Annotated in this window: 19 protein-coding genes and 1 riboswitch; of the genes, 4 read left to right on the forward strand and 15 right to left on the reverse strand. The window is 38.8% G+C overall.

Features of this window, described 5'->3' with window-relative positions; translation table 11 throughout:
- Positions 1 to 23 precede the first annotated feature (23 nt).
- The 3 genes from gcvPB to gcvT are packed head-to-tail and all read right to left on the reverse strand — an operon-like array spanning position 24 to position 3,962.
- Positions 24 to 1,502, reverse strand: a complete 1,479-nt coding sequence (gene gcvPB / locus ACMX9J_RS13405) for an aminomethyl-transferring glycine dehydrogenase subunit GcvPB (protein WP_028411605.1) — start codon at positions 1,500 to 1,502, stop codon at positions 24 to 26.
- Complete coding sequence (gene gcvPA / locus ACMX9J_RS13410) at positions 1,495 to 2,841, reverse strand: aminomethyl-transferring glycine dehydrogenase subunit GcvPA (RefSeq protein ID WP_033579704.1); 1,347 nt, start codon at positions 2,839 to 2,841, stop codon at positions 1,495 to 1,497. The genes gcvPB and gcvPA overlap by 8 nt, the downstream gene beginning before the upstream one ends.
- Before the next feature lie 20 nt (positions 2,842 to 2,861).
- Positions 2,862 to 3,962, reverse strand: a complete 1,101-nt coding sequence (gcvT, locus tag ACMX9J_RS13415) for a glycine cleavage system aminomethyltransferase GcvT (RefSeq protein WP_168761288.1) — start codon at positions 3,960 to 3,962, stop codon at positions 2,862 to 2,864.
- A 212-nt stretch (positions 3,963 to 4,174) separates the two neighbouring features.
- A riboswitch (glycine riboswitch) is annotated at positions 4,175 to 4,267 on the reverse strand.
- Between the two features lie 180 nt (positions 4,268 to 4,447).
- Between gcvT and ACMX9J_RS13420 the strand changes: the two genes are divergently transcribed.
- Both ACMX9J_RS13420 and ACMX9J_RS13425 read left to right on the forward strand, forming a co-directional pair.
- Positions 4,448 to 6,121, forward strand: coding sequence for a DEAD/DEAH box helicase (locus ACMX9J_RS13420; RefSeq protein ID WP_033579702.1), 1,674 nt, complete (start codon positions 4,448 to 4,450; stop codon positions 6,119 to 6,121).
- On the forward strand, positions 6,108 to 6,932 hold the full coding sequence (locus tag ACMX9J_RS13425; RefSeq protein ID WP_047749842.1) for a YqhG family protein: 825 nt from the start codon (positions 6,108 to 6,110) through the stop codon (positions 6,930 to 6,932). Before ACMX9J_RS13420 ends, ACMX9J_RS13425 begins: the two co-directional genes overlap by 14 nt.
- 23 nt (positions 6,933 to 6,955) lie before the next feature.
- Here ACMX9J_RS13425 and ACMX9J_RS13430 read toward each other — a convergent pair whose 3' ends face one another.
- The 9 genes from ACMX9J_RS13430 to ACMX9J_RS13470 all read right to left on the reverse strand — a co-directional run bounded on the left by ACMX9J_RS13430 (position 6,956) and on the right by ACMX9J_RS13470 (position 11,796).
- Positions 6,956 to 7,141, reverse strand: coding sequence for a YqzE family protein (locus ACMX9J_RS13430; RefSeq protein ID WP_013059170.1), 186 nt, complete (start codon positions 7,139 to 7,141; stop codon positions 6,956 to 6,958).
- A 43-nt stretch (positions 7,142 to 7,184) separates the two neighbouring features.
- Complete coding sequence (gene comGG / locus ACMX9J_RS13435) at positions 7,185 to 7,559, reverse strand: competence type IV pilus minor pilin ComGG (protein ID WP_033579700.1); 375 nt, start codon at positions 7,557 to 7,559, stop codon at positions 7,185 to 7,187.
- Entirely contained in the window at positions 7,549 to 7,986 is a 438-nt protein-coding gene (gene comGF / locus ACMX9J_RS13440) for a competence type IV pilus minor pilin ComGF (protein WP_033579699.1), read from the reverse strand. Before comGF ends, comGG begins: the two co-directional genes overlap by 11 nt.
- Positions 7,983 to 8,321: a type II secretion system protein gene (locus tag ACMX9J_RS13445; RefSeq protein WP_033579698.1), complete on the reverse strand. Its 339-nt coding sequence runs from the start codon at positions 8,319 to 8,321 to the stop codon at positions 7,983 to 7,985. The genes comGF and ACMX9J_RS13445 overlap by 4 nt, the downstream gene beginning before the upstream one ends.
- A complete protein-coding gene (gene comGD, locus ACMX9J_RS13450; protein ID WP_016765559.1) occupies positions 8,305 to 8,742 on the reverse strand; it encodes a competence type IV pilus minor pilin ComGD in 438 nt (145 codons plus the stop codon). The genes ACMX9J_RS13445 and comGD overlap by 17 nt, the downstream gene beginning before the upstream one ends.
- On the reverse strand, positions 8,729 to 9,040 hold the full coding sequence (gene comGC, locus ACMX9J_RS13455; RefSeq protein WP_416225842.1) for a competence type IV pilus major pilin ComGC: 312 nt from the start codon (positions 9,038 to 9,040) through the stop codon (positions 8,729 to 8,731). The genes comGD and comGC overlap by 14 nt, the downstream gene beginning before the upstream one ends.
- Before the next feature lie 14 nt (positions 9,041 to 9,054).
- On the reverse strand, positions 9,055 to 10,101 hold the full coding sequence (comGB, locus tag ACMX9J_RS13460; RefSeq protein WP_033579696.1) for a competence type IV pilus assembly protein ComGB: 1,047 nt from the start codon (positions 10,099 to 10,101) through the stop codon (positions 9,055 to 9,057).
- Entirely contained in the window at positions 10,092 to 11,144 is a 1,053-nt protein-coding gene (gene comGA / locus ACMX9J_RS13465; RefSeq protein ID WP_028411611.1) for a competence type IV pilus ATPase ComGA, read from the reverse strand. The genes comGB and comGA overlap by 10 nt, the downstream gene beginning before the upstream one ends.
- A gap of 268 nt (positions 11,145 to 11,412) precedes the next feature.
- Entirely contained in the window at positions 11,413 to 11,796 is a 384-nt protein-coding gene (locus ACMX9J_RS13470) for a Spx/MgsR family RNA polymerase-binding regulatory protein (protein ID WP_028411612.1), read from the reverse strand.
- Between the two features lie 261 nt (positions 11,797 to 12,057).
- On the opposite strand from ACMX9J_RS13470, the gene ACMX9J_RS13475 reads away from it, so the two are divergent.
- Complete coding sequence (locus ACMX9J_RS13475; protein WP_013059179.1) at positions 12,058 to 12,294, forward strand: DUF2626 domain-containing protein; 237 nt, start codon at positions 12,058 to 12,060, stop codon at positions 12,292 to 12,294.
- A 37-nt stretch (positions 12,295 to 12,331) separates the two neighbouring features.
- Here ACMX9J_RS13475 and ACMX9J_RS13480 read toward each other — a convergent pair whose 3' ends face one another.
- Positions 12,332 to 12,964 carry an MBL fold metallo-hydrolase gene (locus ACMX9J_RS13480; RefSeq protein ID WP_028411613.1) on the reverse strand — a complete coding sequence of 211 codons (633 nt, stop codon included), beginning with the start codon at positions 12,962 to 12,964 and terminating at the stop codon, positions 12,332 to 12,334.
- 209 nt (positions 12,965 to 13,173) lie between these two features.
- Between ACMX9J_RS13480 and ACMX9J_RS13485 the strand changes: the two genes are divergently transcribed.
- On the forward strand, positions 13,174 to 13,350 hold the full coding sequence (locus tag ACMX9J_RS13485; RefSeq protein ID WP_028411614.1) for a DUF2759 domain-containing protein: 177 nt from the start codon (positions 13,174 to 13,176) through the stop codon (positions 13,348 to 13,350).
- Between the two features lie 35 nt (positions 13,351 to 13,385).
- On the opposite strand, the gene ACMX9J_RS13490 is transcribed toward ACMX9J_RS13485, so the two are convergent.
- Positions 13,386 to 14,288, reverse strand: a complete 903-nt coding sequence (locus ACMX9J_RS13490; protein ID WP_028411615.1) for a M14 family metallocarboxypeptidase — start codon at positions 14,286 to 14,288, stop codon at positions 13,386 to 13,388.
- Between the two features lie 111 nt (positions 14,289 to 14,399).
- A complete protein-coding gene (locus ACMX9J_RS13495; protein WP_013059183.1) occupies positions 14,400 to 15,368 on the reverse strand; it encodes an ROK family glucokinase in 969 nt (322 codons plus the stop codon).

The following is a 15,368-nucleotide window of genomic DNA, read 5'->3' on the forward strand; positions in this document are numbered from 1 at the left end:
TCGCCTTTGGGCGAGGTTTTTTGTTAGACGTTTTGAACAGCCTGTTCTTTCTGATAGCGAAGAACTGGTTTTCTCGCTGCCAGCGTTTCGTCAAGGCGCTTCACAACCGTTGTATGCGGAGCTTCCTGTACGAGTTCAGGCGTCTCTTCTGCTTCTTTTGCAATTTGAATCATCGCATCGATAAACGCATCTAGCGTTTCTTTCGACTCCGTTTCCGTTGGTTCGATCATCATGCACTCTTCTACGATAAGAGGAAAGTAGATAGTCGGCGGATGATAGCCAAAATCAAGCAGTCGTTTCGCGATATCCAATGTGCGCACGCCAAGCTTTTTCTGACGTTTTCCTGATAAAACAAATTCGTGCTTACAGTGACGGTCAAACGGCAGCTCATAGTGTTCTGCTAAACGACGCATCATATAGTTGGCATTTAGCACAGCGTTTTCCGTTACGGCTTTTAAGCCGTCTGGACCCATTGAACGAATATACGTATAAGCTCGAACGTTGATACCGAAGTTGCCGTAAAACGGCTTTACGCGTCCAATTGACTGAGGACGGTTATAGTCAAAGTGATAGCCTTGTTCTGTTTTCACAAGCACTGGTTTAGGCAGATACGGAATTAAATCTGCTTTTACCCCTACCGGACCAGAACCAGGACCGCCGCCTCCATGAGGACCTGTAAAGGTTTTATGAAGATTTAAATGAACAACGTCAAACCCCATATCTCCAGGACGAGCTTTGCTTAATACTGCGTTTAAATTTGCACCATCATAATAAAGTTTTCCACCTGCTGCGTGAACAATTTCAGCCATTTCTAAAATATCTTCTTCAAATAACCCTAGGGTATTTGGGTTTGTTAACATTAAAGCGGCTGTATCTTCTCCCACTACGCGGCGTAAATCCTCTAAGTCCACTAAACCATGTTCATTTGATTTTACCGTTACCGTTTCAAATCCCGCAACTGTTGCCGAAGCAGGGTTCGTTCCGTGAGCTGAGTCTGGAACAATGACTTTTGTTCGCTGCGTCTCACCATTTGCTTCATGATAGGCACGAATCATCATAAGCCCGGTCCACTCGCCATGAGCACCCGCTGCTGGCTGAAGTGTTACTTCATCCATTCCCGTAATTTCTGTTAAATGCTCTTGTAAATCATATAAAAGTTCGAGAGCACCTTGAACCGTTTGCTCATCTTGAAGCGGATGAATATGCGCTAACCCAGCAATGCGTGCTGCTTGTTCATTCACTTTTGGATTATATTTCATCGTACATGAACCAAGCGGATAAAACCCTGAGTCCACTCCGTGATTTCGTTTTGAAAGCGCGGTGTAATGACGCATAATATCGAGTTCTGATACTTCAGGAAGCTCAGGAGCTTCGGTACGGACATACGCTTTTCCAAGCAGCTCTTCAGCATTTACTTGCGGAACATCTAACTCCGGCAATGAATAGCCGATTCGCCCTTCTTTACTGCTTTCAAAAATAAGTGATTGATTTTGATTAAGCATGAAGATCCCCCAATTCATTTACAAGTTGGTCAATTTCCTCTTTTGTACGGAGTTCTGTAAAAGCAAGCAGCATGTGATTTTCAAGCGCTTGGTTATCACGGCTAAGATCATAACCGCCAATTATTTTTGATGCTAATAAATGATTGTTTGCTTCTGTTACCGAAACAGGAAGCTTCACGACTAGTTCGTTAAAAAACGGTCCTTCAAATGCTACATTTACCCCTTTTGCCTTTAACGCTTCATATGCATAATGCGTTTTTGATAAGTTTTGCAGCGCCATTTCTTTTACACCTTGCTTGCCTAAAGCTGTCATTGCAACTGATGCTGCTAAAGCATTTAACGCTTGATTTGAACAAATGTTAGACGTCGCTTTATCGCGGCGTATATGCTGCTCACGCGCTTGAAGGGTTAAAACAAACCCTCGCTTACCGTTTTCATCGACCGTTTGCCCTACTAATCGTCCTGGAATTTTTCGCATAAGCTTAGACGTAGTTGCAAAGTATCCGCAGTGCGGGCCTCCAAATTGACTTGGAATACCAAATGGCTGTGCATCTCCAATGACAATATCAGCTCCAAATTCTCCAGGAGGCGTAAGTAAACCTAATGATAAAGGATTGCTTGAAACCACAAACATACATTTTTCTTGATGAGTAATTTCTTCAATTTCTTTTAACGGCTCGATTTGTCCGTAGAAATTTGGATACTGGACAATAACAGCTGCCACGTCACTTCCCATCTCTTTTTCTAATGCAATCATATCTGTTACGCCGTCTGCTGCAGGGATTTCTACCACTTCAATATATTGACCCTTCGCATACGTTTTTAACACATCTTTTGACTCAGGGTGAACGGCCGCAGAGACAAGTACTTTTTTCTTTTTCGTTTGACCCGCACTGAGCATAGCGGCTTCTGCTAAAGCAGTTCCTCCGTCATACATAGAAGAATTGGCCACGTCCATCCCCGTTAACTCACAAATCATTGTTTGAAATTCAAAGATGGCCTGAAGTTCTCCTTGAGAAATTTCTGGCTGATACGGAGTATAGGCAGTATAAAATTCCGAACGAGAAATAACATGGTCAACAATAACCGGCATGTAATGATCGTAAACTCCCGCTCCTAAAAAAGAAGAATATTCTTTCAAATGAGCATTTTTTGCAGCCATATTATTTAATTCTTTTAACAGCTGAGGCTCTGAAGCCGCTTTTTTAATATTGTATTCTCCTTGAAAACGAACGCGCTGCGGAATATCTGAAAATAAATCATCAACGGATGAAACACCAATTGCTGCTAACATTTGCTGCTGATCTTGTTCTGTCATTGGTAAATAGCGATGTAACATGTTAAATTCCTCCCCAAAGCTTACTTTGAACGTTTATAAAAAGGTGTTGAAACCACTTTTGCTTTTAAGCGTTTTTTCCGAACCTGCACTTCCACTTCTTGACCAAGCTCTGTATACTCTGCTGATAATAGCGCTAAACCGATGTTTTTCTTTAATGTCGGTGACTGTGTACCTGTTGTCACAAATCCAATTTGTTCTTCATCTGCAAATACTTCGTAACCGTGTCTTGGTATACCTTTATCAATCATTTCAATTCCTACCAGCTTACGAGGTGCCCCGCTTTCACGCTGTTCTTTTAACACTTCTTTTCCAATAAAGCTGTCTTTGTTCGTTTTTACTGCAAATCCAATTCGAGCTTCAATTGGCGTAATATCTTTTGAAAGCTCTTGGCCATATAAAGCCAAAGTAGCTTCAAAACGAAGCGTATCGCGAGCGCCTAGTCCGCAAGGCAACACACCGTCCTCACTTCCTGCTTCTAAAATAGCCGTCCACAAGTGAGAGGCGTCAGCTGAAGAACAATAAATTTCAAAACCATCTTCTCCGGTATATCCAGTACGTGAAACGAGAGCTTTTACATTCGCTACTTCTACATCATCAGCAAATGTAAATGGCTTTAATGAAGCTAAATTTTTATTCGTTAACGTTTGTAAAACTTTTTCTGCTAAAGGACCTTGTAATGCTAGCTGCGCAGTTTCATCAGATTGATTAACGAGCGTTACATCTCCTTGTTTGTGAGACACAAGCCACTCATAGTCTTTTTGAATATTAGCAGCGTTTACGACCAGCAAATACTCTTGATCTGCTTTTTTGTAAATCAGCAAATCATCTACCGTGCCTCCGTCTTCATAACACATAGCCGTATACTGCGCTTTTCCATCTACAAGGGTAGAAACGTCATTTGTCATCGTATGCTGAAGAAAAGCTAAGCTATCAGCTCCTGTCACAAGAATTTCTCCCATATGAGAGACATCAAAAAGACCTGCCTTTGTACGTACAGCTTCATGCTCTTCTTTAATAGAAGAAAATTGAACGGGAAGAGCCCATCCTCCAAAATCAATTGTTTTGGCACCATATCTTTGATAGGTATCATAAAGCGGCGTTTTGTGTAATTCTGTTGTCATATTTATGTCCTCCTCTTTTTCACGTGAAACTTTTCATAACGGGGAGTTTTCAAATAGTGTGGGGATCACTATGTATCCAAGCAAAAAAGGACAGAAAACCCCCTACTGTATTTAGTAGGAAGTCTCTGTCCTTTTCACCTGAAAGTTTACCTATAAACGAATAGGTTTGCCTCGTGGGTGGTCTATAAACGCATAGACACTCTCCAGAGCTGCGTCAAACAAGAGTCTTTTTGCCTGAGAGATTCACAATTTTATTGCTTGCTCCTTCGGCGCTACATTCAAGTAGTCTCTCCCCGTGTCGTCATTCGCTTCTATAAAGTTGGTAAAGTTGGGCATACTACTGAAAGATGTATCTATCTCTATTCACACAATCATTTGTAAAGTGCTAATCTATTTTCTTTTTCAAATTTTCTAAATATATTTTTATCCTACCTGATTCTTATCATTTGTTCAATAAAAATTTTTTACAAAGGAGCATTTTTATCATGAAAGTGAAATTAAACATCGATGAAACATGGGAAGCAGCCTTCTCAACTAAATTGGAGCAAGACGGCCCTTGGTCTGCATGGGATTTGTATAAACTTGCCTATGAAATAGAAGACCAAACGCTTATCTCAGAATTTGAAGGACTACAAAGCCCAAAACATCTAGCCGATTTAACGCCGCTTCCTCATCAGCTCGAAGTAGCCAAACAAGTAGTCGAAACAATGAATGGGAAAGCCATTTTAGCAGATGAAGTAGGACTAGGGAAAACGATTGAAGCAGGGTTAATTTTGAAGGAATATATGATTCGCGGGCTTGTTAAAAAAGTTCTCATTTTAGTTCCAGCTTCGCTTGTTTCACAGTGGGCTATGGAATTGAATCAAAAATTTTATATTCCCGCGGTCCCTCAAAGAAAATCATATGTGTGGGATCAGTGTGACATCGTTGTATCTTCAATTGATACAGCAAAACGTTCCCCTCATCGAGAAATTGTGCTAGAACAAGACTACGACCTCATCATCATTGATGAAGCTCATAAACTTAAAAACAACAAAACAAAAAACTATGAATTTGTTCAAAGCCTGAAAAAGAAATTTTGTCTGTTGCTAACCGCAACACCGATTCAAAATCGAATTGAAGAAATTTTCAACTTAGTCTCTCTTTTAAAGCCTGGCCATCTCGGCAATAAAGACTATTTCGAAGAGTTATTTTCTGCTAAAAAACGCTCTTTGCAAAACGATGAGCACTTAAAAGAGCTTGTTAACAAAGTTATGATTCGAAATCGCCGCCATGATACTGGTATCGAATGGACGAAGCGAATTGTTCAAACCATTCCTGTTGAATTTTCACCGAAAGAACGCGAGCTATACGATGCGATTACGTCTTTTAAAGGAAACGGACTGCACCCTTCAAGTGCTTTTTCAATTTTAACCCTGCAGCGAGAGGCCTGCAGCAGCCGTGAAGCGGTGTATATGACATTAAAAAACATGCTGGAACGTCAGGAAGATCAAAACAGCGCATTAACGGAACATATGATTACTCCGTTAATGCAACTACTTCAGCAAGTGCCGCAAAATGCAAAAGCAGAAAAAGTTCTGGAGCTCGTTCAAAAAATTGATGACAAAGTTATTATTTTCACTGAGTACAGAGCAACTCAACTGTACTTACAGTGGTATTTAAAACAGCATGGAATTACCTCTGTACCGTTTAGAGGAGGATTTAAGCGAGGTAAAAAAGACTGGATGAAGCAGCTTTTTGAAAGCCACGCGCAAGTATTTATTGCCACTGAAGCGGGCGGAGAAGGAATCAACCTTCAGTTTTGTCATCATATTATTAACTATGATCTACCGTGGAATCCAATGCGTCTAGAACAGCGAATTGGAAGGGTACATCGTTTAGGTCAAAAACATGATGTTCACATTTACAATTTAGCGATTCAACATACGGTCGAAGAACATATTTTAAAATTGTTATACGAAAAAATAAACCTTTTTGAACGAGTTGTTGGAGAGTTAGATGATATTTTAACAAAGCTTGATTTAAAAAATATCGAAGAGCATATTCAAGATATTTTATTTCATTCACGGAGTGAAGGAGAAATAAAAATCAAAATGGAGAACTTGACGTCTATTATTCAATACGAAGACAGCGAGGAGGATCAGCATGCAGCAAACTGATATTCATCAATTTTTAAAGCGTTACTTTCTAGCTAATAATTGTTCTATTGTCACAGAAACACCATCTTATCTAACGGTTCAATTAACAATCGAACTTGACAAAGAGTTGATGAATCGTCCATTTTATTGGCATTATGTTGAAAAGACAGGCGGAGAAGCAAATCCTGCTTCACTCACTTTCATTACAGACCCCGCGTTTGAAGACGATTCTGTTCAAGGAGAACGAATTCATTTTGGCTCACCTAGGCTGCATCAAATTTTCGCTTCTACTCAAAAGCTAGGCGGGTTTATTCATCTGTATGAACAAGTTTCATCAGCTCAGCCAACAAATCAGCCTTTACACCCTTGGCTTGCGTTAAATATTAAAGTCTCATACAAATGCGACCGTAAAAAGGATGAGCTCTTGTCGCTTGGCATTAATTTAATTAACGGACAAATCGTTGAATCATTTCATGAATCAATCATTAATCAAAATTTATCATCTAAAATCTCGGACTATTGCTTTACTCTTTCACCTTTTATTAAGCCGAAAAGTGCGATTGCACGACTCACATCATACGTGACTGACTACGTTAAAACTCAACCGACTGAATGGGCAGAAAAAGCGCAGGAAAGATGGTACGAAGACTTAGCGCTTCTTGATCATTTTTACGAAACAGCAGAAGAGCTGCCAGAAATATATATGACCGAAAAAACAGCGCTTCAAGAGCTGTACGAGCCGACCATCTTATTTAAGTTTATAAACGGTGGCTTATTTTACATATCGCCCGAAACGATGTCACGTCAATTTAATAAAACACAAGCCGGTTAAAAAAAGATGAGCATATGATATGCTCATCTTTCTTTTTTCTTTCGGTACCACAGCATAAACGACAGCGGAATCATTCCAAACCATCTGTTCGCAAAAGGTGCTCGCTCTTCTTTTTTTTGAATCTTTTTCGTTTTCCTCTCTTCTTTTGGCTGATCCATATATTGTACAAATTGCTGAGTCATATATTTTACATAATCATTCGTTTTCATATAATCATCTCCTCAGCACTATTATATCCGGAGAGAAAGAGACTTAATCCGTCCACTTCACAATGTGCTGGTCCTTTTTTTGAATATATGCGGTTTCTGTCAATGCTCTTCCTTGCAGTGTTTGACACTTTATTTTTAGGATAATCATCTGTTCATCTTCACTTACTACGTCGTATGAAACCGTACCCGTTTCTAACACTAAGGGTGCAGATGGAGATTTATTATGTTCTTTTATTTCTTTTTTTACATGTACAACCGCGTTTTCTAAAAGATGCTGCAGACGATTTTTCTGCTCTACTTCTTGATAAAATGAACTTTTCGTCACAAAATAAGTAGTTTGCTGAGCTACTAACAGAAGAAAAAGCGCACAAAATGCCAACACAACCGGGAGAATAAACCCTTGCTCATTATGTTTCATAAGCAAGCATCAAAAACGTCGTAATGGTTTCTTCTCTAACTTTGTTAACACCGTCTGTTGAACGAATCAGCAGCCTTTCTTTTTGCTGTTCATACATGATATTCTTAATATGCTGCAGCACAACTTCATGACCGCTTTCATCCACTCGTCTTCTTATCTTGTCTTCGTATCGTTCATAAGTGATGATCTGATTATTTTCCATTTTCAACGTAAGCGTAGTCGCATGAATTCTCACTTCTTTTGCTTCTCGATATTCCATAGCAAGTTGATTCACAAAAATTTCCCACTCCATTTCATTCATACTAAAGTCTGGATTATATGTTTGCTTAGCTAGCGGAATGATAATGGGGAAAAATGAAACAATGATCAAAAAAAGAGCAAAACTGACTAACATCTCTACAAGCGTAAAGCCTTTTTCACTTTTCACTTCAACATCACATCACACTTCTTTTTCATTTTATCAGCGGAATCTGTCCATTCTACACAAAGCTTTTGAGCACTTTCTCCGTTCCACTTCAGATAAAACACAACGTTTTCTTTTACGATTTTTTCTCGCCGTTTATATCCTGTTTCATATTTATATTTCAATAGTTCTTCGTGTAAGATAGCATCAGCTTGATACGAAACATATTGCTTCTTTTCTTCTTCCTTCATCTGAACATACAAAGGAATAATTGTACCGGTTAGGAGTAAAAGCATGCTAAATGAAACAAGCATTTCTAACAAGGTATAGCCCTGCTGACCCTTACATCTTGTCCACATAAAAACGCCCTCTACCTATTTGAAAAGTAACTTTGTATTTAAACTTTTGACTGCTGATAAAAATGGTCTTTGCTTGAGAAATATTGCCATTTTTGTTGTATTGTATCGTGGAATTGCCGCTTCCAAACGTGATATGAATCGTGGAGTCATAGGCGCGCTTATAAAGAACGGCACGAGAATCAGAAACAATATATTCTGTTCCCTTCGGTGCGAAGTTAATTTTAATTGGAGATTCTCGGTTCATGGCTGTCTGCTGCACATAAAACGTGTCGCTTTGCAGCTGTCGCAAGAATAATGTGATTTTGTAATATTCCACAAGCGGCCGAATGGTTACGATAATGGAAAACATCATCACTTGCACAATAAATAAAACCATCAGCATCTCAATGAGGGTAAATCCTTTTTGCTTAAGAAGAACCACTAGCCGTAACCTTTCCGGTACCGTCAATTTGAATAGCTTGACCATTTGGACACACGGTGCCTTCTTTTAAGTAGCCTCCTGCTTCAAGCTCTTCTAGACTTGGTTTTTCGCTGTTTTCAAGCTCATATACTTGTACCTCAGCCTCTACGGTTTTGACAAGAGCTGAGCAGCCTTTGTTGTTAATAACCGTATTATGCTTTAATACATTTGGAATCATAATGAGCAAAAGCACGGTAATAACGAGCATAACGATTAACATTTCAATAAGGGTAAACCCTTTATTACCTTTTAGAATCATATTCTTTCACCCTTCTACAAGCTCGACATCACTTCTAACATCGGAAGCATAACAGACATATACATAAGCAGAATGACCATTCCGATGAACAAAAATGTAAGCGGCTGTACATATTTTAAAATACGAAAAATAAATTGTTCCATTCTTTCCATCATAAATAGACTGTAATCATACAGCTCTTGAGAAAGCTCACCGTTCTGCTGGCCATGCACAATAACATGAGCCAAGTCTTTTTCATAATGAGATTTAGCTGAAACGATATGATCTAATCGCATTCCTGAGGAAAGTTGATCTGTAAAAGCAAAAGCTTCCACTTGAAAGAACGGATGATGCTCCTGCTTTTGAAAAAGAGCAAAACATTCATAAATAGATAAACCACCGTTTAATAAATTGCTCATATGAACAGAAAAAAAGTAGGAGTTAAATAGTCGTGTGAACGTTCGGATAACGGGAACTCTCATAAAAAGCTGCATTTGAACTACTGGAGGCAATTTTTTAATGTAAATTACATAAAACAAATAAAGGATGATTGGCATACTGATGACTGCAGGTAACACAAAAGGAAAGAACGACATCGCCTGCATAAATAAGAGGATAAACGAAGACTGCTTGTTTCCAAAGGATAAGTACAGAGCTTCAAACTGCGGAAGTAAAACCGTACTTAAAACAAATAAAATGGAAAGAATAAACAGAAGTAGCAATACGGGATATTGAACAAGCTTTTGAAATTTTTTACGATGCCTTACTTTTTCTTCAATCATTGAGCTACTTTCTTTTAAAGCAAATTGAAGGTTTCCATGCTGTTCCGCAAAATATAAATAGCTTAAAATATCACGGTGAAACTGAAGTTTAACAAAAGCATCGTGCAAAGATTCTCCTCGTTTTAACTGCTCAAGACATTTTTCAATATCCGTTTTTTCTTTGTTAGATACTTGAAACGTCAAAAATGAAAGAGCTTGAGAAAGAGTGTAGCCTTTTTCTAAGAGCTTGGAGACCTGCTTAAGAATTTTTGCTTGCTGAGCTAGAGACCACCTTTTTTGTCTATTTGTCTTTACCCCCATCCGTCTAGCGAATGCGGATATAAATAGCCTAGCGCGATTCCTTTTAGAATAACATCTCGGAGCGTCTTATAATCATAATCCGCATTTTCTCCTTTCACTTCTCTCATCACTGCGCTAAGCTCCTTGCCATAAAGCAATTCGTATATGCTGGACTGACGATGCTTCCTCATTTTTTTACAAGCAGGGTGGCATTTTCCCGAACACAGCGGACAGCGAATTTCTACAAGACGCTGTGCAGCTACTGCTACAAGAGTCTGCTCCATTTCTTGAAAGCTAACGCCAAACTCAAGCAGCCTGTACAAAGATCCTTTTGTATCTTTAGTATGCATCGTTGTCAAAACCAAGTGTCCGGTAAGCGCTGCTCTCACAGCAATTTTGGCAGTCTCACTATCTCTTATTTCTCCCACCATGATAATGTCTGGATCATGGCGCAATATAGCTTTTAAACCAGTCGTATACGTAATCCCTGCGCGTTCATTTACCTGCACTTGAAGCACGGTTTCACTCGGTTTTTCAATAGGATCTTCTAGTGTAATAACATTTCGATTAAAAAGGTGCTTTACTTCGTGTAAAAGAGTATATAGAGTAGTGGTTTTACCTGATCCTGTAGGACCGGTAAAAATAATTAATCCATGAGAGAATTTCAAGAGAGAAATAAGCTTTTTAGTATGTTCAGGAAAAAGAGATAAATGTTTGAGAGAGGTAGATTGTTGATGAGGCAAAAGCCGAATAACAAGACTTTCATCATGAGAAGTAGGAAGAGTTGATAAACGCAAATTTACTTGATAGTGATCAACGGAAGTGGTCAATGCACCATTTTGAGGTTTTCTGCGCTCCCCAATATCCATTCCCCCTAAAAATTTAAAATGCGAAATGAGCCGTTCAGACATTTCCTTTGAAATAACCCTCTTTAAAATAAGCTCCTGGTCAATTCGCAGCTGAATCACAGCATCTTTCTTTCGGGGCACAATATGCACATCAGAACTTCGACACTCACATGCATCTCGTATAACGTAAGTAGCAAACTGTTCAATTTCGGTCAAACGATCATCACTCCTTTATTTGTAATGAAGATGATTCTTAAAACACCTAGAAACAGTAATTTCGACCTTTTTCGAGATTTTCCTCCTTCTTTTTTCATTTTTATAATTTTTTTCGTATACGCTTCTTTTCTTCGCTTCAGTCCTTGTACACGATGTACAACTTCTGTACACCTCTAAACGATTACATAAAAAAAGACAACGTGATGTAAAACTCTACGCTGTCGTTTTATTCGTTATTTACTGAATTGAGCTTCTTCATCATGTATGCTTACACAACTAGAGACGCAAGACTTGTTTTTTTCTTGACCAAATTTTTAAGTGCAGATTCGTTATAACCTACTACAAGCTTTTTGCCATCCGTTAAAATGGGGCGGCGAAGCAAACGAGGATGTTCAATTAATAGATTGACTACTTGTGATAACGTCATGCTGTCCACATCAACATTTAACTTTTTATATTCCTGACTTCTTTTAGCAAGAAGTTCATCCATCCCTTCTGTTGTCATAGAAAGAAGTTCAAGCATTTCTTTATGAGTAGGTGTTTCTCTAAATAAATGACGCTCTTTAAAATTTACATCTTCCTTCACTAGCCACTTTTTCGTTTTACGACATGATGTACAGCTCGGGTACGTATAAAATTTAATTTCTTCCATATGAAACCCTCCCGTTTTTTAGTTATAGATTGTTTATATACATTGTACACGTTTTGTATAACATTTGTATAGTATTTTGCATACGTTTTGTATAACTTTTTTTCTTCTGTCGTATTTCAAGGAAAAGATAGCGTTTTCAGGAAAGAAAGGATGTATTATAATGGAAAAGTATCGATATAGTTTCATAAGTGCTTTCTAGTGCTTACACAGCGATGACATTCATCATGACACTAACTAAGTTTGATAAAGGAGGAAATGGACGTGGAACGAATGTACCGTGTAATGGGGTTCTGGACAGCAATTTTCACTGTAATGTTTTACCTCGGTCACATGCATAAGACTTCTTTACTCTTTTTAGCTCAAACAGGCTTTTTTGTAATTCTTAGTTATTTAAAGCTGTCTGAAAGAATGTACATTTACGTTTTTGGAGCATATTTGACCGTCTTTTTTGTGGGGTTCACGTACTGGTCAACTTTTATGATGACACCAGGACAGTAAAGAGAAAAGCGATGGGCTTCCATCGCTTTTTGTATTCTTAAAACCCATTTAGAAAAGGATTTTGATCCATTTCGTGTCCCACAGTTGTTTCAGGTCCGTGACCGCTTAGTACAAGCGTATCTTCTGGAAGGGACAGCAATTTCGATTCGATGCTTTCTAACAGCTGAGCTTGATTACCTCCAGGTAAATCTGTGCGCCCGATGCCGCCTGCAAAAAGCGCGTCACCAGATACTACAAAGTTACCCGGTTTGAAATAATATGAAACGCTGCCAGGAGAATGACCAGGCGTTTCATACACCTCAAATTGGAATGAACCGATTGTTAAATTGCCTTCTGATGAAATAATATCGGTTGCATCTGGAGCTGTAATTTCTCCTAGGTCAAAAAATTTCGACCCGTTTAAGTCACTATTATGAAGCCATTCTTTTTCGTTTTTATGTACATAAAGCGGGATAGAGTAGTGATTCATCACCTCATCTACTCCTCCAATGTGATCGAAATGAGCGTGTGTCAGCAAAATAGCTAATGGTTTATACGTTTGTTTTTCGAGAAATTCAACGAGCTGTTTTCCCTGAGCTCCCGGATCAAAAATTAAACATTCTTTTTTTTCGTTAGCAACGACATAACAATTCGTTTGAATAGGTCCTAGCGGTATACGATGATAGTTCATAATGTGTCCTCCTTGTGTAAATTTATTTCCGTTATATGCATTATCATACACACATCATCTTATAAATGAAAGTAAGGACCTTTCTAAGCCAAAGAAGCAAAAGAAAGATTGGTTTTCATCTCGACAAACGGTTAGAAAAGTTTTACAATTGAAGGGATAAGCTAATGATAGCGCTTTAATTTTAAGTTACCTAAAGGAGGTTTCTTCGAGTGGGTCTTATGATTATTTTTGCACTAACAACATTGCTAGGCGTATTTGCAGCTATTTCATCTTTGAGAAATAAAAACATATTAGGCATTGGTTTTTCGGTACTAACATTCGGTGTATTCGGATGGTTTACCGTGATGACCATCATACATCACGGCTATCCGGCGGTACATCATTAAAAAAGCCATGCAAAGCATATGCTTTGCGTGGCTTTTTAAATAGACAGATAATCCATTGCCGCAACTAAAATAGCTTTAGTCGGATTATATACGCGCGATATTTGAGATAAAGGCAGCGGATTAATCCCTTTTCCCAATTCTAGGGTGAACCCCAGCTTTTTCTTTTCTAAAATAAACCAATCCTTAAATCCCGCGTGACTATCAATCGTTTTGACAGCTTTATAACCGCTTACCCTTTCAAAATAGCTTGCTATTTCCTCTGCTTCCTCAGGCTCTTCATTCATATACCCCCAATAAAATTCTTCTCCTTGGGTATGTAAAGCAATCACACAATCAAAATCATGACGCTCAACGAGTTTTACCATTGCCTGAGCTTCAGGTTCAGAGAGAGATTCATAGCCTGGAAAATCTCGATAATGCGGCGCTTTAGGTTCTTTACGCTTTTTTTCGATTTCCCAATAAGCCGGAAACTGATTGTTTAAGTCCACCCCTCGGATATTTGCTTTCCAGCTTTGAAAATCTGGAAAATCTCTCCCTATTTTAGAAAGAAAAGACGCATAAGGTTCGCCTACACCAGGACCTTTTAAGACCAGATCTACTCCGTCTGGGTTAACAATTGGAACTGCAGAAAGCGTAATTTGATTAAAAAGAGCTCTTGAATCTTGCCCGTTCAACGCCTGATCATAATGAAGAGCAGCTAAATAATCTTCCATAAACTGTAGAAGAACATTTGTCGTAATCCATTCATTAGCATGAAACGACGCATTGATATGAACCTTTCTCTTTCCGTTTCCAATTAAAATATGAGGAATCGGCTTTCCAAGCACGCTGCACCCTATCCATTCAAGAGAACCATAGGGATAATAAGTCAAAAGTGTTTGTATGTCTTTTATGGTTCGCTTGTAATCGTAAGGCTTTTGGATATCTATAATTCGCATAATCTTCACTCCTTTACACTATGTATATGTAAAGATTGAAAAGATGCATGATAAAAAAGCGCTTTGACATTTAGTCAAAGCGCTTTTTTATCTCAGTTAGATTCATGCTTATTATTCAAAATAAGATTTAACTAACCAAGCTCCTCCAATAATTCCCGCATCGTTTCCTAAAGTAGCGATTGCTAGCTCAGCACCTTGCGCTACGCGAGGAAATGCAAAACGTTTGAAATAATCTCTTACCGGTGCAAGTAATACCTCGCCTGCACGAGACACACCGCCACCTAGAACGATTTTCTCAGGGTTTAATGCATTAGCAGAGTTTGCTAGTGCTAGGCCTAAATGAAAGGCAACTTTATCTACAACATGCATAGCTAACTCGTCTTTTGAACGTGCTGCATCAAATACATCTTTAGATGTAACTTGTCCGTTTTGTTCTAACACTGTGCGAAGCTCACTTGGTTTGTCCGTTTCCGTTAACTCTTCCATCGTTAAACGTACAATCCCAGTTGCTGAAGCAATTGTTTCTAAACAGCCGGTTTTGCCGCAGTTACACGGTGCCCCGCCTTCAGGAATAGATGTGATGTGGCCAATCTCACCAGCTGCTCCATTTACGCCTTGTACAATTTCACCGTTGGCAATGACACCGCCGCCAACACCTGTGCCAAGCGTAACGCACAGCAAATCTTTTGCTCCGTCTCCAGCACCTTTCCACATTTCTCCAATGGCTGCAATATTTGCATCATTGTCTACTACAACAGGAAGAGAAGTTTCTACTTCCAAGATATCTTTGATAGGGAATTTTTCCCAACCTAAATTGACAGCTACTTCAATCGAACCGTTTGCAAAGTTGACAGGCCCCGGTGCACCAATACCAATTCCCACCAACCTTGACTTTACTTCTCCAAGATCGTTTAACTTTTTATCAATTGCTTTTGCAATATCTGTTGGAATTTTACGGCCTTGCTCGCTCACATCCGTATTAATTTCCCACTTGTGAATGATTTCTCCATAATGATTAATAAAGGCCATTTTTATTGTTGTACCGCCTAAATCAACTCCAACTAACCATTTGTCATCCAT

Source organism: Priestia sp. RMT2NF4, assembly GCF_047872835.1.
Lineage (GTDB): Bacteria > Bacillota > Bacilli > Bacillales > Bacillaceae_H > Priestia > Priestia zanthoxyli.

Excerpts from the sequence above, each read along its gene's own strand:
- comGG (WP_033579700.1), bottom strand. The coding sequence starts at position 7,559 with ATGAAACATAATGAGCAAGGGTTTATTCTCCCGGTTGTGTTGGCATTT.
- ACMX9J_RS13480 (WP_028411613.1), bottom strand. The coding sequence starts at position 12,964 with ATGAACTATCATCGTATACCGCTAGGACCTATTCAAACGAATTGTTAT.
- gcvT (WP_168761288.1), bottom strand. The coding sequence starts at position 3,962 with ATGACAACAGAATTACACAAAACGCCGCTTTATGATACCTATCAAAGA.
- ACMX9J_RS13420 (WP_033579702.1), top strand. The coding sequence starts at position 4,448 with ATGAAAGTGAAATTAAACATCGATGAAACATGGGAAGCAGCCTTCTCA.
- gcvPB (WP_028411605.1), bottom strand. The coding sequence starts at position 1,502 with ATGCTTAATCAAAATCAATCACTTATTTTTGAAAGCAGTAAAGAAGGG.
- ACMX9J_RS13495 (WP_013059183.1), bottom strand. The coding sequence starts at position 15,368 with ATGGATGACAAATGGTTAGTTGGAGTTGATTTAGGCGGTACAACAATA.
- ACMX9J_RS13490 (WP_028411615.1), bottom strand. The coding sequence starts at position 14,288 with ATGCGAATTATAGATATCCAAAAGCCTTACGATTACAAGCGAACCATA.
- gcvPA (WP_033579704.1), bottom strand. The coding sequence starts at position 2,841 with ATGTTACATCGCTATTTACCAATGACAGAACAAGATCAGCAGCAAATG.
- ACMX9J_RS13470 (WP_028411612.1), bottom strand. The coding sequence starts at position 11,796 with ATGGAAGAAATTAAATTTTATACGTACCCGAGCTGTACATCATGTCGT.
- ACMX9J_RS13430 (WP_013059170.1), bottom strand. The coding sequence starts at position 7,141 with ATGAAAACGAATGATTATGTAAAATATATGACTCAGCAATTTGTACAA.
- ACMX9J_RS13445 (WP_033579698.1), bottom strand. The coding sequence starts at position 8,321 with ATGTGGACAAGATGTAAGGGTCAGCAGGGCTATACCTTGTTAGAAATG.
- comGC (WP_416225842.1), bottom strand. The coding sequence starts at position 9,040 with ATGATTCTAAAAGGTAATAAAGGGTTTACCCTTATTGAAATGTTAATC.
- comGB (WP_033579696.1), bottom strand. The coding sequence starts at position 10,101 with ATGGGGGTAAAGACAAATAGACAAAAAAGGTGGTCTCTAGCTCAGCAA.
- ACMX9J_RS13425 (WP_047749842.1), top strand. The coding sequence starts at position 6,108 with ATGCAGCAAACTGATATTCATCAATTTTTAAAGCGTTACTTTCTAGCT.